This is a genomic window from Shewanella sp. 38A_GOM-205m (assembly GCF_000518445.1).
GTDB lineage: Bacteria > Pseudomonadota > Gammaproteobacteria > Enterobacterales > Shewanellaceae > Shewanella > Shewanella algae.
This window is the reverse complement of sequence record NZ_JADP01000025.1, coordinates 14300-34531: the sequence shown is the minus strand read 5'-3', so window position 1 is coordinate 34531 and position 20232 is coordinate 14300. Positions and strand designations below refer to the sequence as shown.

At 53.8% G+C, this 20232-nt stretch carries 19 protein-coding genes; 11 read left to right on the top strand and 8 right to left on the bottom strand.

Annotated elements, in window-relative coordinates:
* Positions 1 to 217 precede the first annotated feature (217 nt).
* The 7 genes from N512_RS0114415 (at position 218) to N512_RS0114385 (ending at position 9144) form a co-directional block, all read left to right on the top strand.
* Positions 218 to 1243, top strand: coding sequence for an efflux RND transporter periplasmic adaptor subunit (locus N512_RS0114415; RefSeq protein ID WP_028780786.1), 1026 nt, complete (start codon positions 218 to 220; stop codon positions 1241 to 1243).
* Positions 1244 to 1252: 9 nt separating this feature from the next.
* Positions 1253 to 4498: an efflux RND transporter permease subunit gene (locus tag N512_RS0114410; RefSeq protein WP_028780785.1), complete on the top strand. Its 3246-nt coding sequence runs from the start codon at positions 1253 to 1255 to the stop codon at positions 4496 to 4498.
* A gap of 1 nt (position 4499) precedes the next feature.
* Complete coding sequence (locus N512_RS0114405) at positions 4500 to 4712, top strand: YgaP family membrane protein (protein ID WP_025011137.1); 213 nt, start codon at positions 4500 to 4502, stop codon at positions 4710 to 4712.
* A 76-nt stretch (positions 4713 to 4788) separates the two neighbouring features.
* Entirely contained in the window at positions 4789 to 5109 is a 321-nt protein-coding gene (locus N512_RS0114400; protein WP_231473597.1) for a rhodanese-like domain-containing protein, read from the top strand.
* Positions 5110 to 5653: 544 nt separating this feature from the next.
* A complete protein-coding gene (locus N512_RS0114395; protein WP_028780784.1) occupies positions 5654 to 8026 on the top strand; it encodes a S8 family serine peptidase in 2373 nt (790 codons plus the stop codon).
* A gap of 173 nt (positions 8027 to 8199) precedes the next feature.
* Entirely contained in the window at positions 8200 to 8550 is a 351-nt protein-coding gene (locus N512_RS0114390) for a VF530 family DNA-binding protein (protein WP_025887170.1), read from the top strand.
* A gap of 132 nt (positions 8551 to 8682) precedes the next feature.
* Positions 8683 to 9144, top strand: a complete 462-nt coding sequence (locus N512_RS0114385) for a hypothetical protein (RefSeq protein ID WP_025887169.1) — start codon at positions 8683 to 8685, stop codon at positions 9142 to 9144.
* A 6-nt stretch (positions 9145 to 9150) separates the two neighbouring features.
* Here N512_RS0114385 and N512_RS0114380 read toward each other — a convergent pair whose 3' ends face one another.
* From N512_RS0114380 to rssA, 7 genes are all read right to left on the bottom strand, one after another.
* The gene (locus N512_RS0114380) at positions 9151 to 9999 is read right to left on the bottom strand and encodes a hypothetical protein (RefSeq protein WP_028780782.1); all 849 of its coding nucleotides are present in this window, start codon (positions 9997 to 9999) and stop codon (positions 9151 to 9153) included.
* Positions 10000 to 10009: 10 nt separating this feature from the next.
* Complete coding sequence (gene ribA / locus N512_RS0114375) at positions 10010 to 10627, bottom strand: GTP cyclohydrolase II (RefSeq protein ID WP_025011143.1); 618 nt, start codon at positions 10625 to 10627, stop codon at positions 10010 to 10012.
* A 168-nt stretch (positions 10628 to 10795) separates the two neighbouring features.
* A complete protein-coding gene (locus N512_RS0114370; RefSeq protein ID WP_025011144.1) occupies positions 10796 to 11152 on the bottom strand; it encodes a YibL family ribosome-associated protein in 357 nt (118 codons plus the stop codon).
* Between the two features lie 151 nt (positions 11153 to 11303).
* The gene (gene nrdG, locus N512_RS0114365; RefSeq protein ID WP_025011145.1) at positions 11304 to 11777 is read right to left on the bottom strand and encodes an anaerobic ribonucleoside-triphosphate reductase-activating protein; all 474 of its coding nucleotides are present in this window, start codon (positions 11775 to 11777) and stop codon (positions 11304 to 11306) included.
* Between the two features lie 49 nt (positions 11778 to 11826).
* Positions 11827 to 13944 (bottom strand): anaerobic ribonucleoside-triphosphate reductase, encoded by a 2118-nt coding sequence (nrdD, locus tag N512_RS0114360; protein ID WP_028780781.1) that lies wholly within the window; start codon positions 13942 to 13944, stop codon positions 11827 to 11829.
* 210 nt (positions 13945 to 14154) lie between these two features.
* A complete protein-coding gene (locus N512_RS0114355) occupies positions 14155 to 14898 on the bottom strand; it encodes a hypothetical protein (protein WP_028780780.1) in 744 nt (247 codons plus the stop codon).
* Positions 14899 to 15056: 158 nt separating this feature from the next.
* Complete coding sequence (rssA, locus tag N512_RS0114350; RefSeq protein WP_028780779.1) at positions 15057 to 16004, bottom strand: patatin-like phospholipase RssA; 948 nt, start codon at positions 16002 to 16004, stop codon at positions 15057 to 15059.
* Between the two features lie 219 nt (positions 16005 to 16223).
* Here rssA and N512_RS0114345 point away from each other — a divergent pair, with 219 nt between their 5' ends.
* From N512_RS0114345 to N512_RS0114330, 4 genes are all read left to right on the top strand, one after another.
* The gene (locus N512_RS0114345; protein WP_028780778.1) at positions 16224 to 17579 is read left to right on the top strand and encodes a DEAD/DEAH box helicase; all 1356 of its coding nucleotides are present in this window, start codon (positions 16224 to 16226) and stop codon (positions 17577 to 17579) included.
* Positions 17580 to 17626: 47 nt separating this feature from the next.
* The gene (locus N512_RS0114340; RefSeq protein WP_025887164.1) at positions 17627 to 18064 is read left to right on the top strand and encodes a DUF3010 family protein; all 438 of its coding nucleotides are present in this window, start codon (positions 17627 to 17629) and stop codon (positions 18062 to 18064) included.
* 4 nt (positions 18065 to 18068) lie between these two features.
* A complete protein-coding gene (locus N512_RS0114335) occupies positions 18069 to 18578 on the top strand; it encodes a M48 metallopeptidase family protein (protein WP_028780777.1) in 510 nt (169 codons plus the stop codon).
* Between the two features lie 306 nt (positions 18579 to 18884).
* Entirely contained in the window at positions 18885 to 19289 is a 405-nt protein-coding gene (locus N512_RS0114330) for a hypothetical protein (RefSeq protein WP_028780776.1), read from the top strand.
* Between the two features lie 47 nt (positions 19290 to 19336).
* On the opposite strand, the gene N512_RS0114325 is transcribed toward N512_RS0114330, so the two are convergent.
* Complete coding sequence (locus N512_RS0114325; protein ID WP_025887162.1) at positions 19337 to 20188, bottom strand: TPR end-of-group domain-containing protein; 852 nt, start codon at positions 20186 to 20188, stop codon at positions 19337 to 19339.
* Between the last annotated feature and the right edge of the window lie 44 nt (positions 20189 to 20232).

Here is a 20232-nt window from a genome sequence, read left to right as displayed (position 1 = left end):
AGCGCAAACCTGAAACGGATTTTTCAATATAAACAGGTGGCCAAGGCCGCCTGTTTTCGTATCTGTATTTTGGCTGTGTATATTCTGGCCTGGGTATTCAAGGTCTAGTCAGTTACTCAAGCCACCTCTTATTTAATCATATTTTTCTAATAATAGTTGCAGGCGACCACCTTATTCATTAGAATTTTCTCATAAATGCTTTTTTGAGAACAGTTCCATGCCCAGAATAACGCCAGTATTGACCCTGTTACTGCCCGCGCTGCTGCTCATTCAACCCGTTAAGGCAGCCGAACCGGCCACAGTGACTGTCCGCCAGACAGAGCACTCCCAATTGCTGACCCTGGATGGCAGGCTCGAGGCGGTCAAGGCCGCAACCGTGTCGGCCCAAACCTCGGGACGGATCCTCAAGCTTTACTTTGATGTCAACGACCGAGTCCCCACCGGGGCGGCGCTGCTTGAGATCACCAGTGAAGAGCAAGGCGCGTCCCTGGCGGCGGCCGAGGCGGAATACGCCAGAGCCAGAGCCTTGGATACCGAAGCGCAGCTGACGCTTAAGCGCTATCAGGAACTGTTTCCCAAGGGCGCGATTTCCCGCGGCCAAATGGATCAGGCCATAGCCAATGCCAAGTCAGCCTCCCAAGCGGCCAGCGCGGCCAAGGCGAGGATCATTCAGGCAAAAGAATCACTGAAATACACAGTCGTCAGCGCGCCATATGCAGGCATAGTCACGGCCAGGCATGTGGAAGAGGGAGAAACAGTCGCTCCCGGTCAGCCGCTCCTGTCCGGTTTTGCCGACGATGAGATGCGGGTGGTGATGCAGCTGCCGCAGCGTTTTCTTCAGGCTGCTAAAGCCACAGACATGATGACGGTTATCCTAGCCGATGGCCGCAGTTTTGATGTCACTACCCCCAAGGTCTTTGGTTTCAGTGATGAGCAGAGCCGCGCCTTTCAGGTGAGACTGCCACTGCCGGCCAACACAGGCGATCTATTGCCCGGCAGTTTCGTTAAGGTGCGCTTTGCCATAGAAAAGCGCCAGGAGATAGTGCTGCCAAAAGAAGCACTTTACAGCGTCAATGAGCTGTCGGCCGTCTACCTCAAGCGCGGCGACAACTTTGTCCTGCAACAGGTACGCCTGGGTGATGTGCGTGACGATGGCGTGACCATACTGGCAGGACTCGAAGCCGGAGACATAGTCGCCGCCAACGCCTATCAGTTGCTGCTCGAGCAGCGCAAGGCCAAGTAAGGGGAACTCATGGCTAATCACAGCGAAAATAACACCGGCATCTCCGGTCGCATTGCTGCCAGTTTCCAGCTCAGTGCCATTACGCCACTTCTGGCCCTGCTGGGCTTGTTGCTGGGGATGTTTGCCATTCTGGTCACTCCCAAGGAGGAAGAACCTCAGATAGATGTGACCTTTGCCGATGTGTTTATCCCCTTCCCCGGCGCCACACCGACCGAAGTCGAGCAGTTGGTTACCCTACCGGCCGAAGAGGTGATCTCGCAGATAAAAGGCATAGATACCCTCTACTCCTTCTCGCAGCCCGATGGCGCGATGATCATCGTCATCTTTGAGGTGGGTGTGCCCCGCAACGAGGCAATAGTCAAACTCTACAATCAAATCTATTCCAACCTGGACAAGCTGCCCAGAGCCGCGGGTGTGGGCGATCCCTTGATAAAACCCATGGGCATAGACGATGTGCCCATTGTCAGCCTGACTCTCTGGTCAGAGGATCCCGGTGTCTCTGCTCAGCAACTGACTCATGTGGCCCATGGGCTCGAAACCGAGCTCAAGCGCATTCCCGGCACCCGAGATGTCGAGTCCATGGGGTCCCATGAGTTGGTGCTCAATGTACGCATCAATCCGGCCCAAATGAGTTTTTATGGTGTCAGCTTCGATGCCATCAACCAGGCGCTCGGCGCCAATAATGCGGTCTCCATGCCCGTGTCTCTGGTGCAAGATAACCAGGAGATCAAGGTGCAGACCGGCCAGTTCCTGCGTTCGCTGGAGGATGTGCAGCAACTGGTGGTCGCGGTGCACAATGACAGCCAGGGCAAGGCCGCCCCAGTGTTCCTCAGTGATATTGCCGATATCAGCCTCAAGGCCGATGTGCCCCTCTATGGCGCCTGGCATCAAAACGGTCACAGCGCCGAAGCAGAAGCTAAAGGCGTCTTCCCGGCAGTGACCATAGCCATAGGCAAACAACCGGGTGAAAACGCCGTGGATGTGGCCGATGCTATCCTTGCCAAGGTGGAAAAGAGCCGTAACCTGCTTATTCCGGACAATGTCAATGTCACTGTGTCGCGCAACTATGGCGTAACGGCGGCAGATAAGTCCAACACTCTGATCTTCAAGTTGATCTTTGCTACCGCCGCTGTGGTTATCCTGGTGGTGTTCACCATGGGAATGCGCGAGGCACTGGTGGTGGGTGTGGCGATTGTCATTACCCTGGCGATTACCCTTTTCGCCTCCTGGGCCTGGGGCTTTACCCTCAACCGAGTATCCCTGTTTGCACTGATCTTCTCCATAGGTATTTTGGTGGACGATGCCATAGTCGTGGTGGAGAACATCCACCGTCATATGGCCATGGGCAAACGCAGCCTGAGTGAGCTCATTCCCGCCGCCGTGGATGAAGTGGGTGGCCCCACCATTCTGGCGACCTTTACCGTTATTGCGGCATTGCTGCCGATGGCCTTTGTCTCTGGGCTGATGGGCCCCTATATGAGCCCTATTCCCATCAACGCCAGCATGGGCATGTTGATCTCCCTGGCGGTGGCCTTTGTGGTCACTCCCTGGCTCAGCCACAAACTGCTCAGACACAAGGGTGGCGAGGGGCACAGCGACAATGCCAGCCCTGTGATGCTCAGGCTGTTTACCCGGCTTATCAAGCCATTCCTCGAGAGCCGCAAGGCCCGAGTTGGCATGGCGGCTGGCGTGTTTGTGCTGATAGGCATGGCTGTTGCCCTGCCTGCCGGCCAGTTGGTGGTGCTCAAGATGTTGCCCTTCGACAACAAGAGCGAATTCCAGGTGATGGTGGATATGCCGGAAGGCACGCCGGTGGAGCAGACGGAAAAAGTCCTCAAGGCCTTGTCCGATTATCTGGTGACTGTACCCGAAGTGCAGCATCTGCAGCTCTATGCCGGCACCCATGCCCCGATCAACTTCAACGGCCTGGTCAGGCATTACTTTGTCCGCAACAGTCAGGAGCTTGGCGATATTCAGGTCAATCTCAGTGACAAGAAACACAGGGACAGAGACAGCCACAGCATAGCCCTGGCGGTGCGCGGCCCGCTGCAGCAAATCGCCCAAGGCTTCAACGCCAATGTCAAAGTGGTGGAAGTGCCCCCCGGCCCACCTGTGTGGTCGCCGATTGTGGCCGAGGTCTATGGCCCCAGCCAGGATATTCGCCAGCAGGCGGCCAGAGAGCTGCAGTCCCTGTTCCAGGCGACCGAGGATGTGGTGGATATCGATATCTTCCTGCCGGCGGCACAACAGAAATGGCAGGTGCTTATCGATCGCAGCAAGGCCAGTCTGCTGGGCGTGCCCTACGCCAACATAGTGGATCTGGTGGCCACCGCTGTCGGCGGCAAGGATATCAATGTACTGCACAAACCGATGCAGAAACGCCCTGTGCCGATCCGACTGGAACTGCCGGAGGCCGACAAACTGGATCTGACCTCAGTGCTCAACCTGCGCCTCGACAGCCTCCATGGCGGCACTGTGCCCGTGGCCGAATTGGTGACAATCCGCAAGGGGCAGATAGACGCGCCCATCATTCACAAGAACATGATCCCGATGATCATGGTGATTGCCGACATGGCCGGGCCGCTCGACAGCCCACTGTACGGTATGTTTGAAATGGCGGCGGATATTGACTCAGAAGGTGGCCTTGGCTTCAACCAGCATTATTTCAGCCAACCCGATGGTCTGGATGCCATCAGCGTACTCTGGGATGGCGAGTGGAAGATCACCTATGAAACCTTCCGTGATATGGGCCTGGCCTATGGGGTCGGCATGATTGCCATCTATCTCCTGGTGGTGGCCCACTTCCGTTCCTATCTGGTACCGCTGATCATTATGGCGCCTATCCCCTTGACCATTATCGGGGTCATGCCGGGACACGCCTTACTCGGCGCCCAGTTCACCGCCACCTCCATGATAGGCATGATAGCGCTGGCGGGGATCATAGTACGTAACTCCATACTCCTGGTGGACTTTATCAACCAGGAAACCGCTGCCGGAGTGCCATTTGAACAGGCGGTCATTCACTCAGGCGCCGTGCGGGCCAAACCTATTATGCTCACCGCCCTGGCGGCCATGATAGGCGCCATGTTTATTCTGGATGACCCGATCTTCAACGGTCTGGCCATCAGTCTTATCTTCGGGATCCTGATCTCCACCCTGCTGACGCTGGTGGTGATCCCGGTACTTTACTATGCCCTGATGCGCAAGCGCATCGACTCAGTGATCAACCAGGCCCAGGCGGCCAAAGGAGCTTAAAATGTCTGTAGAACGTGCCACTATGGCCTTTGCCGGATTTATGGTGATGTTGTCATTACTGTTAACCGCCACTGTCCATCACAATTTTGTATGGCTAACTCTGTTTGTTGGCGCTAACCTGTTTCAGAGTGCTTTTACCGGCTTTTGTCCTGCCAGCATGCTGATGCGTAAATTCGGTATGAAAACGGAGGCTGAACAGGCCAAGGCCCACTGAATAAGGAATGCAAGTGAAGATAATAACCCGTACCCAGCGCCAATTCCTGTGGCTGACCACTCTGCTGTTTGCTGTACTGCTGAGCCTCAGCGCTCGCGCCGAGCAGATGGTTCCCGAGGTGGCACTGACCAAGGTCGCCCAAGGTGCCATGCTGGTGGATGTCAGAACCCCGGAGGAATACGCAGAGGGACATCTGCCAGAGGCGGTTAATATCCCCTTTGAACAGATAGCCGAAGCCTTTGCCAAACAGGGCATTGCCAAGGACACCCCTGTGGTTGTCTACTGCCGTAGCGGTCGCCGCTCAGGTATTGCCAAAGAGTCGCTGGAAAAAGCCGGTTATCAGGAAGTCTACAATGGTGGCGGCTATGATAGCCTCAAGGCCAGCGCCGGCAACTAGCTGACCAGATAACCATTAAGTACTGCGCCACTCATGCAACCGGGCCCACTCAAGTGGGCCTTTTTACGAAATAAGCAGCACAAATAATTAACAAAAAACCAAAAACCAAGATGACGTGCAAGTGTCAAATTTGCACACTCAGTCAAAAAGTCGCCTTTACCCCATACTAAAGTCTCCTTTTCGCAACGATTATTCTTCAGAATAATTACTTATGCCAAATTAGAATAAGAAACATCATTAAAGTTATAAATCAATCAATTATATCTTTCACGTATCTCAGGGTTCAATCAAACTTCACATCGAGTGTTATTCAAACCCGGCAAAATTTCATGCACCCACCACTGATACATTTAGTAACAGCAAACGCTTAAGGTGAATTTTTATTCACAAAAAGTGAAATACAACCAAACTGAAATAGAACGCCATGCTGTTAACATTTGTTTTACATGACTTTTTCATAGCGGTAGATTGCAAATGGGTCATTTCAGTGAATGCTGAAGTGCCCGAGGACAATAAACCAAGATCTGTTACACGGAAGACAAGTATGAAAAAAATAACAAATAAACAGCTGGCCCTGAGTCTGTCCATGCTGGCCCTGGCAGTCTCTGCCGGTGTTCATGGCGCACCTTTCAAGCCTCAAGCCAATGATCTGTCACAGCAGTCGCCCCTGCCCAAGCGCTATATCGTTAAGTTCAAGGACAACAACGGCCTGCAAACCATGAGTGGCCAAAGCGAACTGAATCAGGTATTCGGCCAGCACAGAGCGCTTAACGGCGTTAAGGCTCGCGAAATGAAGCGCATTGGTCGCAGCCACAGCTACAGCGTCAAGTTGGATAACCCCGGACTCAAGGCGCTGCGTGCCCGCACCGATGTGGAGTATGTCGAAGAAGATATGCCCCGCCGCTTGTTGAGTGAAACCACGCCCTGGGGTCAAACCTATGTCGGCGCGACTCAGTTGGCCGATAACCTCAGTGGTAATCGCACCATATGTATCATAGACTCCGGCTATGATCGTGCTCACCAGGATCTCAGTGGCAACAATGTCACAGGTACCAACAACTCGGGCACCGGAAACTGGTTCGAGCCGGGCAATAACAATGCCCACGGAACCCACGTTGCCGGCACCATAGCCGCCATCGCCAACAATGAAGGCGTGGTTGGGGTGATGCCGAATCAGAACGCCAATATCCATGTGATTAAGGTATTCAACGAGTCAGGTTGGGGTTACTCCTCTTCACTGGTATCCGCCGTAGATACCTGTGTCGACAATGGCGCCAATGTGGTCACCATGAGCCTGGGTGGCTCAGGATCCAGCACCACTGAGCGCAATGCCATGACCAACCACTTTAACAATGGCGTGCTCTTGATTGCTGCGGCCGGTAACGATGGCAACAACACTCATAGTTACCCGGCTTCCTATGATGCGGTAATGTCGGTGGCCTCGGTCGACAGCAACAAAGACCATTCGGCCTTCTCCCAGTACACCAATCAGGTCGAAATCTCCGGCCCGGGTGAAGCAATCCTCTCAACCGTGACTCGCGGCGAAGGACGTCTGGCTGATATTGTCATTGCCGGTCAGTCGTTGTTTGCCGAAGGGGTGGTGCCTCACAACCGCTTTGTACCATCGGGAAGCAACTATGTGCCCTCGCCCATCAGCGCCAGTGCCAGCGGCGAACTGGCCGAGTGTGACACCAGCGGCGGCAACTACAACTGCGGCAACATGACAGGCAAAGTCTGTTTGGTGCAGCGTCTGGAAAACCAAGGTGCCGGTTATCCCGAGATCAATGCGGTTCGCGCCTGTAACAACGCCGGTGCGGCAGCGACTATTGTCTACTCCAACAGCGATCTGCCCGGACTGCAAAACCCCTTCCTGGTGGACTCAAACACTGAATTGACCAAGGCATCTGTGTCTGTAGACCGTGAAACCGGTCTGGCGCTGCGTAACCAAATCGGTCAGCAGGCCAGTGTATCCAACACCACCGGCGAAGATTATGAGTACTACAACGGTACTTCCATGGCGACGCCACACGTATCCGGCGTCGCAACTCTGGTATGGAGCTATCACACTGAGTGTAGTGCCGCCCAGGTGCGTCAGGCACTGAAAGCCACCGCCGAAGATCTGGATGTCCCCGGTCGTGACGATCGCACCGGCTATGGTCTGGTCAATGCCGTGGCTGCCAAGGAATATCTGGATGCCTCCTGTAATGGCCCGAGCGATCCCGGCACACCAAGCGATGGTCAGTTGGAAAACGGTGTGGCAGTCAACAACCTTAGTGGTGCCAAAGACGATGAACTGCACTTCTTCCTCGATGTGCCTGCCGGCGCTTCCAACCTCAGCTTCAACCTGAGTGGCGGCACAGGTGATGCCGACCTTTACATGCAGTACGGCGCGGCTCCAACCACCAGCAGCTTTGATTGTCGCCCCTGGAAAGGCGGCAACACTGAAAGCTGTTCGGTCAACAGCCCTCAAGCCGGTACTTACTATGTGATGGTTCGCGGTTACAGCAGCTTCAGCGGTGCCAGCCTGGTGGCTAGCTACACAGGCTCAAGCAGCACCAATCCAGGTGGCGGCGCAGCGAGCTACACCAATGGTGATAATGCCAATATTCCCGACAACAACAGCACAGGCATTACCAGCCCCATCAGTGTCAGCCGCAGCGGTGATTCGGGTGTGGTCACTGTAGATGTCAGCATAGTGCACCCTTACATTGGCGATCTGCAGGTTGAACTGCACAGCCCCAATGGCCAGATTGCCGTGCTGCACGACAACACAGGCAAAGGCACCGACAATATCAACCAGAGCTATTCGGTCGATATGACAGGTGTCGAGTCCAGTGGTACCTGGCTGCTCAAGGCCGTTGACTCCGGTCGCCGTGACGTAGGCTACATCGACAGCTGGTCACTGCACTTTAAATAATCTCTCTTTCAAGGGGCCGCTACGGCCCCTTTTTCCTCTCTCGATGGTTTCCCCTTGGCTGAAGAGCTGCCGGACAGTTTGACGCGACTTTTTCAACCTTTTTGCAAGGCATTTGAAAAGCTTCTCGGTTATACTGGCGCCGCTTTTATAACACCAGCTACCAAGGCCCATTCATGACAGCTTCCAATTCCCCTCAAGCCAACAAAGATCCCCTGCACGGCTTGACCCTCAAGGCGATACTCACAGAGATGGTGGAGCAGTACGGCTTTGATGGCCTGGCACAAAGGATAAAAGTGCGCTGCTTCAGCCATGATCCCAGCATTAAATCGAGCCTGACCTTTTTGCGAAAGACCCAATGGGCCAGGGAAAAACTGGAACGCCTCTATCTGACCAGCAAGGGCTTGCCCATTCCGCCTCACCTGCTGGGCAGTTCAACCCCGGCCACAAGGCAAAAGCCAGCCAAACAAACCTGTGCCGACAAGCCTCAAACCAATGCCCATATCTGGGGTAAAAAGAGCGACTAGGCAGATACTGATACAGCACGCAACCCGCTATATTTTTAACCAATTTTGCCTTAAAGCTGCTAAAGTTCTTCCCCTTGCAGCCGATAAGTCGTTATCGACTATCAGCACGAACAGATGCCGCCAGGGAGTTTAATGATGAACATTGCAGGCTTAGGTCAAATCGCCACTCAGGGAACCGGTCCCCGCAACCTGAGTGAAGTCACAGTGGCCGACAAAGACGCAGCCAAGGAAAGCGCTGCCACAAGTTCGGACAGCCAGGATAAAGTGAATATCTCTTCTGCCGGTCGCAAAGCGCTGGCGGATGATATAGGTGGTCAGCTGTATAGGAACAATTCGGAGCAAACCTCAGAAGCGCAGAAAGCCGCCGAGGAAGATACCTCGGATATGTCTGAAATTGACAAGAAGATTAAAGAGCTGCAGGACAAGCTCAAGGAGTTGCAGCAGCAGCTACAGCAACTGAATGGTGATGATTCTGAAGCGGCCGAGATAGAGCGTAAGTTGCTGCAGGATCAGATTGCCGCCGTCAGTGGTCAGTTGGTCGCCCTGCTCAACGAGAAAGCCCGCCAGGACAAGAACGCCGCCACTGAGGGCTGATGCGGCTCAGATGGGCATGCTGAACACCAGGCGCCAGATCTCCAGCCCATCACCACTACGGTAACTGATCCCCAATCTGTCTATGCCAAGCACTGGCTTGGCAAGGGCCAGGGTGGCGCCCAGCTCAACACTGCCGGACACCAAAGTATCCTGGTTGAGATCGCCGGCAAACTGTAACTGGTCAAAATACCAATAACCCAAAGCAAACACCCTGGGCTGCATCTGTAACCCCTGCCAGGACCAGTGATAAGGCAAGCCGATATCCACTCCGGTTTGCAATACGGAAAAGCTCTGGCTGATGCTGAACGCCCGTTCACTGTAGGCGGCAAATTTCAGTCGGGTCACCCACAGAGAATCTGCCTGCCACAGCTCAAAATGACGCAAGCCACTGATGCCGGCTGCCATGATGGCGACATTACCGCCTTGGTCAAAATTACTGCCAAAACCGAGATCGCCATAGGCCTCCATGCGCCAGTTTTCATCCAGACGCCAACGCTTTTCAAAGCCTGGGGTCACGGTCAAGGTACCAACACTGGAAGGCAATTCGAACTCACCGGCATCTTCAAGGCTGTAGTTGAAAAAGCCTACAGATATGGGCAGGCGCAGCAAGAACTCCGAGTCCTCACTCTGCTCCAGCGTAAAGTCCAGCGGTAAGCTGATGACGGTAGCATCCTGTTCGGACGCGCGATAAACTCCGCTGCCCAGATAGCTGCCAAAGGCATAGTGGGAGTTGTCCGGCGGCCGGGCGTGGCCGGGGGACTCTTGGGCAAAGATTGGGGCTGCAAGCAGCAAAAGCCCCAGGGAAGACACACTCAATAAACCAACTTGGGTTGCTGCTTTCCCCGGTGACTTCATCTTTGCCGACTCAGTCCTGATGACCTTCGGTGAAATGATACTCAGACATCATATGGCCAAGCTCAGTAGACTTGGTTTTGAGGTAGGCTTCGTTGTAACGGTTTTTGCCCACCTGCAGCGGCACCCGCTCGACAACTTCCATGCCGACATCTTTCATCGCCTGCACCTTGCGCGGATTATTGGTCATCAACCTAACCTTGTGAACGCCAATTTTTTCCAGCATGGGCGCAATCATATCGTACTTGCGCATATCGGCCGGAAAGCCCAGACGCTCGTTGGCTTCCACTGTATTGGCGCCATCGTCCTGCAACTCGTAGGCTCGAATTTTGTTCAACAGCCCTATGCCACGACCTTCCTGACGCAGGTAGAGAATAAAGCCCTGACCGGCTTCGGCGACATTTTGCATCGCGGTCTGCAGTTGAAAGCCGCAGTCGCAGCGCAGGCTGAACAGGGCATCTCCGGTGAGACATTCCGAATGGATCCGTCCCAGCATGGGTTTATCGGCTTGGAGCTCACCAAAAGTCAGCGCCACGTGCTCTTTACCGGTTTCGGTATCCTCGAAACCATGCATGGCAAACACCCCCCAAGGGGTTGGCAATTTGGCGGTGGCGATAAATTTAATAGACATGAATTAACCTTAACGACTGCTCTCATTCCCTGAGACGGTTAACATCCCTCAAAATCAAGATAATAGTGAAGCGTGCTCAGTACTCAGGCCGGTCATTTTATGCGTTTTTACCACCGACCGGAATACCCAAGTAAATTCATTGGTTATTATCTGCTGTCACGGCGGCAGTTAAAATGCCTTGGGTGCAAACCCGGTAACGGCAGTAATACCCATTTCTCTGCCCAGCGCTGTCATGGGATGCACAACGACCAAACCCCGGACAGACTTCTTGAGTTTGCCCATGTCGGCCTGTTCGGCTTTGGTGAGTTCGCGGCTAAAAGGCAGATCGCGAATAGACTGTCCCTGCTTGCCAAGCTGCCGACTCTGCTGGCCCTTGATGGCTGCAATCCGCTTGTTGACGGCGGCGATTTCCCGCTGAAACTGGGCAATGATAGGACCATCGCCACGTTGCTCTGCGGCGGCCAATTTACGGCGATACTGATCCAGCTTATCGTTGAGCTGTTGCAGCTCCTGCTTCAAATTCATTCTGTTACCTTACAAAATCCCGGCACCCTGAGAATGGACGGCCTGGTTGCCGTAAATGTGCCGGACAGAAGTATAACAGCAACTCAAGCCCAGGTGACGGGGTTTTTTAGCAGGGAAAAGCAATTGTGTTAACCAGTTTTCACTTTTGTACTTACTGAGGGTCGTTGAGCAGATGTATCACCTGGTTGGCCGAGCCACGAAACTTCAGCGACGGATCCGCTTGCTCCTGCACGAATTTGCCATCCACCAACACATGAATAAGCCCGAGCAATTCCCGCTGCGCCGGACTGAGTTCATCGAGACGATAACCAGTCCAGAGCCAGACATCCTTTCCAGGGCATTCGTCCCGCACCCGCAGCAACAAGGCCTTGATGGCGTCAAGATTGCCCGGAAACAGTGGGTCGCCACCTGAAAGTGACAGGCCCCTTCTCGGGATCCGGCTGTCATTGAGATCGGCAATGATCCTGTCAGACATCGCCTGGTCGAAAGGATGCCCGGAGCGGGGATCCCAGGTTGACTGGTTATAACAACCCCGGCACTGATGTTCACAACCGGAGACAAACAGGGTTACCCGGGTGCCCGGTCCATTGACCACATCCACGGGGTAATACTGATGATAGTTCATAGCGATATCCACAAGGCGCCCCGAGAGGCGCCTATAAAACAGTTTGTCGTTAAAGGTGCTTAACCCGACGTTTGACCTCTTCCTGCTTGCCATGGTTGAAGGGTCTGGCATCCGGGCTACCGAGATAACCGCAAACCCTGCGGGTCACAGACACCCGACTGGGCTCATGGTTGCCACACTTGGGGCAGGTAAAGCCCTTGCTGGTACAGATAAACTCACCGGTAAAGCCACAGTCGTAACACTCATCTATCGGTGTGTTGGTTCCATAGTAAGGCACCCGGCAGTAGCTGTAGTCCCAGACATTCTCAAGCGCTTCCAGGTTGTGCTGCATATTCGGGTATTCGCCGTAACAGATGAAACCACCATTGGCGAGCTCGGGATATGGCTGTTCGAAGTCGAGTTTGTCGTAAGGGTTCACCTTCTTCTCCACATCCAGGTGGAAGCTGTTGGTGTAATAGCCCTTGTCGGTAACACCATCAACCAGGCCAAAGCTCTTGGCATCCAGCTTGGCAAAACGGCTGCACAGGCTCTCGCTCGGTGTACTGTAGAGGCTGAAACCATAACCGGTTTCCTCTTTCCAGCGCACTGTAGCCGCCTTGAGGTGAGCCACTATGGCAACCGCTTTCTGCCTCAATGTTTCATCGTCAAACACATGGGTGTCTGTACCATAAAGCGCATTGATTGTCTCATGCAGGCCTATATAGCCCAGAGAGATGGAAGCTCGGCCGTTTTTGAAGATTTCGGCAATGTTGTCATCACCGCGCAAGCGCACTCCGCAAGCCCCTTCCATATAGAGAATGGGCGCCACTCTGGCCTTGACGTTGGCCAGACGTTCGATGCGGGTATCCAGCGCCTTGCGGGCCATCTCCAGCCTTTGATCCAAAATGCGATAAAACTCGGCTTCATCACCCTTGGCTTCCAGCGCCACCCTCGGCAAGTTCAGGCTGACTACGCCTAAGTTGTTGCGACCTTCATGCAGCAGCTCGCCGTTTTCCTCATAGGTGCCAAGGAAACTGCGACAACCCATAGGAGTCTTGAATGAGCCAGTAACCTTGACCACCTGCTCATAGTTGAGAATATCCGGATACATGCGGATGCTGGCACACTCGAGCGCCAACTGCTTGATGTCGTAGTTGCAGTCGCCGGCCTTATGGTTGATACCATCACGAATGGCAAACACCAACTTGGGGAAAACCGCTGTCTTGCGGTTCTTGCCAAGGCCTTCCATGCGGATCCGCAAAATAGACTCTTGGATCAGCCTCGACTCCCAGCTGGTACCCAAACCGAAACCGAAGGTAACAAAAGGCGTCTGACCATTGGCGGTATGCAGGGTATTGACCTCATATTCCAGCGACTGGAAGGCGTCGTGACACTCTTTCTTGGTCTGCTCTGTGGCAAACGCCTTGGCATCGGTAATCCCCCACTTGAGCGCAGTTTGATAATGCTTGTCGTAGCTCTTGGCCACAAAAGGGGCCAACACTTCATCTATGCGGTTGATTGTGGTGCCGCCATAAATATGGCTGGCGACCTGGGCGATGATCTGCGCGGTAACTGCGGTCGCAGTCGAGATGGATTTTGGTGTCTCAATCTCGGCATTGCCCATCTTAAACCCTTGGGTCAACATGCCACCGAGATCGATCAGCATACAGTTGAACATAGGGAAGAAAGGCGAATAGTCGAGATCGTGATAGTGGATCTCACCGGCCTCATGGGCGGCAACCACATCCTTGGGCAGGATATGATGTTTGGCATAATGTTTGGCGACAATACCGGCTAGGAGATCCCTCTGGGTGGGGATCACCTTGGAGTCTTTATTGGCATTTTCGTTGAGCAGGGTCGCGTTGCTCTGCTCGACCAGGCCGCGGATCTCCAGATTCAGTCGGCTGCTGGATTCACGGCAGATATCTCTGTCGTGACGATATTCAATGTAGCTACGGGCCACTTGTTTGTACGGCCCTTCCATCAACAGGTTTTCGACCCTGTCCTGCAACTCCTGGATATTGACCTCAGCCTTGTCGGTTACCGCCTGGGTGACCAGCGCTGCGACTGTGGCCGCATAGTCCACATCTTCTATACCGCAGTGGCTAGAGGCTGCCAGCACCGCATCCCTTATCCTTGTTTCATCGAACTGAGTACGGCACCCGTCCCGCTTAATCACTACCGGCATTTCTCTAATCTCCATGTTGTTTATTTAACACCATATATAGTGGTGTTTTATTAACCAAGCACAATATGTAGAGAATTAAGCGACAAATCGCTCTTCAATACCATGATCTGGATCATGGTATTGAAGAGGATGAACAACACTATGGGATTAGTGCCGACGAGCACAACTTGTGGAGATTTTTCCCTTGACCGAGACCCAAACGGCCGCTAGTCAGTACCTCTTTGCCAAGGCCAGATAACTATTGATTTGCCCACTGCCCTGCTGCTGGCTGCCTATGGCTGCTGCGGTGCGCATCAGAGCGCTGACACCACTGAGCCGGGATAACAGTTGAGGATCTTGCAGTGCGGAATAGGCCTTACCCGCTAGCTTGTTGCTGTTGTTCTCTGCGCTCTCGGCAGTTTGGTTTTCTCCCTTGAGCACGGCGTCCAACTGAGCTGCTACCTTGTTGGCCGCCAAAGAGCTCGATGGGGTATACATCATCCCCATATTGCCCATCAGGCTGTCCGCCCCCTTGAGTGCGTTGAGCAAAGGGCTTTGACTGGCCTGTTGTCTGAGCATACCAATCTGGCCTTGAATAAACTCCTTGAGGCTGGCGTTATCTTTGGTATCAACTCCCATCAGGCCGCTGCCCTGCAATCTGGCCATCTGGCTTTCAGACAACAGCCCTTCGTCGCCTAGGCGCGCCAGAAGCTTGGGTAAATCGGCACTGCTGAACTGACCTGAGCCGAAAAACTCCTTGGCCAACTCCTGCACCCGCGCGGCTCTTTTACCATCGTTGGAAAGGGATATGCTGTCCTGCCCTATGTTTGCCGAGGCAGAGCCCTGGCTCTTGTTGTCATTGACAGTTTCAGTGTCGACAACCGAGAGGCCGCTGCCGCTGGTAAGACGATTGTTGACGCCATAGGCATCGACCCCGGACAATCTGGGATCCACAGAGGAATGGATAGGCTGCATGTCAGTTTTCCGTCATATCGACGCCCAAGCGGTTGTTTTTAAGACAAGATTGTCATAAAAATTGTCAAAAAATCGCCCTTGAAGCGCCTTGATGCTGATGATGTGCTGACTATGCAGGAAGTGTGCCCATACCAAGCACTAACAAAAAAGCGCCTGTTTCAGAGACGCCCCAACGCCGCATCAATCAGATGCGAGGCCTGCTGCACCGCCTTCTCACCGGCGGCAATGGCTTCACTGGCACGGTGAAACTCCATAGTGCCTATGTCAGACACCTTTGGCACGATACAGATATCCGGTGGATCCCCCATCAAGCGCGCGCGCTTGTGGCGCTGCTCCAGAATATCCATCGACTGTGACATCACAGCCAACATGCCGGGTTCGGCCTTATTGCCGAGGGAGAACTTGTCGGTCAGGCCGGAAATATAATCCTTGCCCTTGGCCAACAGATCCATAAAACCGTTCTCGGAGGAATGCTCCACCACTTTGTTCTGTAATGAGTGCTCTTCACTATTGAGTGCCACCGGCAGTACCTGCAACTGTTCGCGCCTGTGACCATGCAGATCGACACCTATCACCAAACTGGCCCCCATGGCTCTGGCCACAGACACGGGAATGGGATTCACCACTGCGCCATCCACCAACCAACGATGGCCCTGACGCACCGGCGACATGATCCCTGGCATGGAGCAGGAAGCCCTGACGGCCTGGCGCAAGTCGCCCTGACGGAACCAGATCTCCTGCCCTGAGTAGAGGTCGGTCGACACCGCTGTAAAGGGATATTTGAGCTCCTCAATCAAGAGATCACCGATGCGATCTTGAATGGCACTGAATACCTTATCACCACTGATGAGTCCACCCTTACCCCAACTAATATCCATCAACCCCAACACATCCCAGCTGGAAAAACTGCGCACCCAGTCTTCCAGCTCTTCGAGGCGTTCATTGGCATAGGCAGCACCGACCAGGGCACCTATGGATGAACCTGCCACCTTGGCCGGATGCACCCCCATGGCTGCCAGACCTTTGAGCACTCCTATGTGGGCCCATCCTTTGGCGGCGCCACTTCCGAGGGCGATACCGATACAAGGGTTATGACTCTGCGCCATCCTTTCTCCTTAAAAAACTCCAAGCTATGCCATTCAGCCAAAGCAGCATACACCCGAAGCCTGAGCGGCTCCAGATTTTATCCGGCAGGCTTTCAGCCATGAGCTTGCGACCTTTTTAAGCAAAAGTCGCCGCTGTTTCGACACTCCTTTGACTAAATACATGCCCAGCGCCACAAAAGCCGTTATAATATGCGGTCGTTTTTATTGAGGAGTTTACCTTTGCATTTTTCCGATTTTTCGCTGGATCAGCGTCTGCTGCAAACCCTTAAGCATATGGGTATCGACGAGCCTACCGAAATTCAGCGTGAAGCGATTCCCGTAGCACTGGCCGGGAAAGACCTGATGGCCTCATCCAAGACGGGCTCGGGAAAGACCTTGGCCTTTTTGCTGCCGGCAATGCAAAGGGTGATCTCCACCAAGGCGCTCAGCAAGCGCGATCCCAGGGTACTGATACTCCTGCCGACCCGTGAGCTGGCCAACCAGGTCTACGCCCAGCTGCGTCTGTTGGTTGCCAATACCCAATATAGAGCCATCAGTGTGCTTGGCGGGGAAAACTTCAACGATCAGGCCAAGGCGCTGGCGCGGGATCCACACTTTATCGTCGCCACCCCGGGACGGATTGCTGACCACCTGTCACAACGCCATCTGTATCTGGAAGGGCTGGAACTGCTTATTCTTGACGAAGCCGACCGCATGCTGGATCTCGGCTTTGCCCCGCAACTCAAGGCAATCAACGACGCTGCCAACCATAGACGGCGTCAAACACTGATGTTCTCGGCCACTCTGGAACATGAAGAGGTCAATGACATCGCCGCCACCTTGCTCAATGATCCACTGCACGTAGCCATTGGCGCCGCCAATGCCGAGCATCAGGACATACACCAGCGTATTTTCCTCTGTGACCATCTGGATCATAAAGAGGCGCTGCTGACTGAGCTGCTAAAGCGCGAGCAACAGCGCCAGGTGATCATCTTCACCGCCACCCGCCAGGATACCGACAGATTAGCCGAGAAGCTCAAGCAAGAAGGCTACAGCGCCGTGGCGCTCAGTGGTGAACTGCGCCAAAGCGCCCGCAACCAGATAATGGATCAGTTCAGCCGTGGCCAGCAGCAAATTCTGGTGACAACCGACGTCGCCTCCCGCGGTCTGGATCTGGTGAATGTGTCCTTGGTGGTCAACTTCGACATGCCCAAATTCGCCGAAGAATATGTCCACCGTATCGGCCGTACCGGCCGCGCCGGTGCCAAGGGCGACGCCCTGTCTCTGGTGGGTCCCAAGGACTGGTTCAACTTCAAGAAGCTGCAGAGCTTTCTCGGTCGCCGCTTCGAGCTCAGTACCCTTGAGGGGCTAGAACCCAAATTCAGTGGCCTGGCCGATCCCAAGCGCCAGAGCAGCAAACCCAAGAACGCCAAGGCCGGCAAGCCCAAGGGCCGCAGCAAGACAGCGGCTAAACCGGGCAAGACCAAGTCCGGCAGAGACAAGCGCTTTATTACCGGGGTGGATGTGGGCGATGCCCCCATGAGGCGTAAACCCGCTCCAGTAGATAACGGCGATGAAAGCGGCTCAGAGTCATAAGATTAACATTAGCCGCCGGTGCGGCATGCTGAACCAAAAGGAATACCATGAAAGTTTGTGCTGTTGAATTAAAAGGCGGCGAAGCCGTCATCTGTTTGCTGAGCGCCCAGGGTGACGTATTCAACGTCCCCGATTGCCGCCGTCACTCATTTACCTTGAGCAATCCTGCCAGCCAGGAAGCGATTAGGGAGTTCCAATTCGCCTTCAATAAGTTAATGGAAGACTATCAGGTCGAACACATAGTGATTATCGAACGCGAATACAAGGGTAAGTTGGCCGGCAGCTCTGCCAGTTTCAAGTTCGAGGCAGCCATTCAACTGGGTAAGTTGCCGGTAACAATGCTGACACCTCAAAGCATTAAAGAGCAGCTGAAACGCAATCCACCGCAAGTGGACTTCAGCGGCCTGGAGCTGAAAAAGTTCCAGCAAAACGCCTTTGACGCCGCGTACGCCTTCCAGCAGATGCGGATCTACAAGAAGGTCTGAGCCCTTGAGCGGTTTTGATTATCTGGCCCACTACAGCGACGAGATAAAGCAGCAGGTTCAGCAGCTCAGCCAAGCGGGCAAGCTGGGAGAATACCTGCGAAAACGCCATCCCGAGCTACACCAGATCCGCAGTGATAAAGCGCTTTGGGACTATACCCAGGCGCTGAAGCAAACTTATCTGCGTCAATCAAACCCGCTTGCCAAAGTGTGTTTCGACGACAAGATCAGCCTCAGCCATCAGGCGCTGGGGCTGCATACCTACGCCGCCCGTAAGCAAGGGCACAAACTCAAGACCAAGAACGAAATCCGTATCTCCTCCCGCCTGAAACGGGCACCCGAAGCCTTTTTGCGAATGTTGGTGGTGCATGAGTTGGCACATTTGAGGGAGAAAGAGCACAACAAGGCCTTCTACAAACTGTGCACCTATATGGAGCCTGACTACCATCAGTTGGAGTTTGAGCTCAGGATCTACCTCAGCTTGCTGGACGCCAACCAAGACCCCTACCCAATGTAAATGTTAGAGCTGCATTCAAAAGCCACCTCGTTATAAAAGTGCGGCTCCTGGTCTTCCTGTAATATATCCACTTACTATCCAGCCGTTATTCGAAGCGGTTCCCGCCAAGGCCTACCCTCAAAAGACCCAAGCGTTATAAACTCAACCGCATATTGACTGATAATGGTTTTCACTTAAAATCAGCTTTAGTTTTTGGTATCTGCTTTTCAAACAGCCTTTCCAAAAGTTATCGTCAGTGCCCTTCTGACAGCTTCTTTTGACCGGCCTTGGCACAGATGAAGATACCGGCAAGAAGTGGAGTGGTTTATGCCCAAGATAAGCAAGCATGTTTCCAAGATATGCCATAAACAGGCCAATAAAGCGCTGAAAAAGACGCTGCCAGCACTTGGCAAGTCGAGCCGCAAACGCCTTGGCAAAGACTTGGTTAGCGCATTAGAGCAGCAACTGCCCACAGAACTCTCCCGGCAAAAGAAACTCAAGAAGCCACAAAAGAAACTGCTCAAGGCGGAACTAAAAAACCGTGCCGGCAGTTGGATTGCCGCCAATCAACCTTCTCTTGGGCAGCTTCACAGTCTAAAACCCCAGACCGGCAGCATGAGCTTTGCGCTGCGCCCCTTTAAGAAATCCCCCTGTGGCGGCTGCCCGGCACTCAAGGGCAAACTGTGCCGCTGCGCCCTTAAGTATCAGCAGCGGCTACAGCAGGCAGGCTAACACCCGCCTTCAGCCTCAAGAACAGTCCCGGCCTGCAGGGTTCACTGTCAGTCGTCACTGATCAGATCGTCAAAACGTTTGTAGCCATGGAGGGAATCAAAGTCTTTCTCCTCCTTGGCCGCCTCACTGAGTGAGGCACTGAAGCCCACAGCCAATTCCAGATCGGAAATCGCTTGCTCTTCCGAGCCCATGCGGGTAAAGGCGCAGGCCCGCTGATAAAGTGCATTGGCGTTCTTGGGATCCACTTCCAACACCCGGTTACAGATGCTCAAGGCCCAGTGATACTCGCCCATTTCCATGGCGGCATCTGCCTTGTAGGTTAAAGCCTCGAGATCGCCCGGACGTATTTTGAGGATATCGTTGTAGATCTCGATTCGCTGCTCCGGTGTCTGCGAATGTTGAGCACGGATCCACAGGTTGTGGATCTCGTTGATCCGTTCAATTTCCTTGTTGTTTTCAGTAATGATCCGGCTCTTGCGTTTCAGCTCACGTTCCATTTCCTGAAACTTTTTCTCATACTGGGCAGCAATCGCCTCCAGCTTCTCGTTGGCCATCTCCTGGGTTTTGTCTCGAATATCCTTGAGTGACTGCCAACCTACCAGAGCAATCAGTGACACCGCGGCAGCGATAAGATAGAAGAAGTAGGTCACAGTCACATTGGCATAGTTCATCGACTTGTCGGCCACCGCCAACTCTCGGTCGGTAATATCGACCGTGACCCGCTTTTCCAGCGACTGCATGTCTTGCCGTATCGACTTGAGCTCATCGAGCACATAGCGCTCCATCAAGGGCTTGTCGTAAATACTCTGCTCAGAATAGGGTTTTGGGGGCTCTTCGGCCGCCGTAACCGGCAACGCCAGGCTCATTAACATTAATACCAGTGCATGCCATAACTTCATTTTTCCTCCTGTTGCACTCAGGTTTTCTCCACACCCTAACAAAT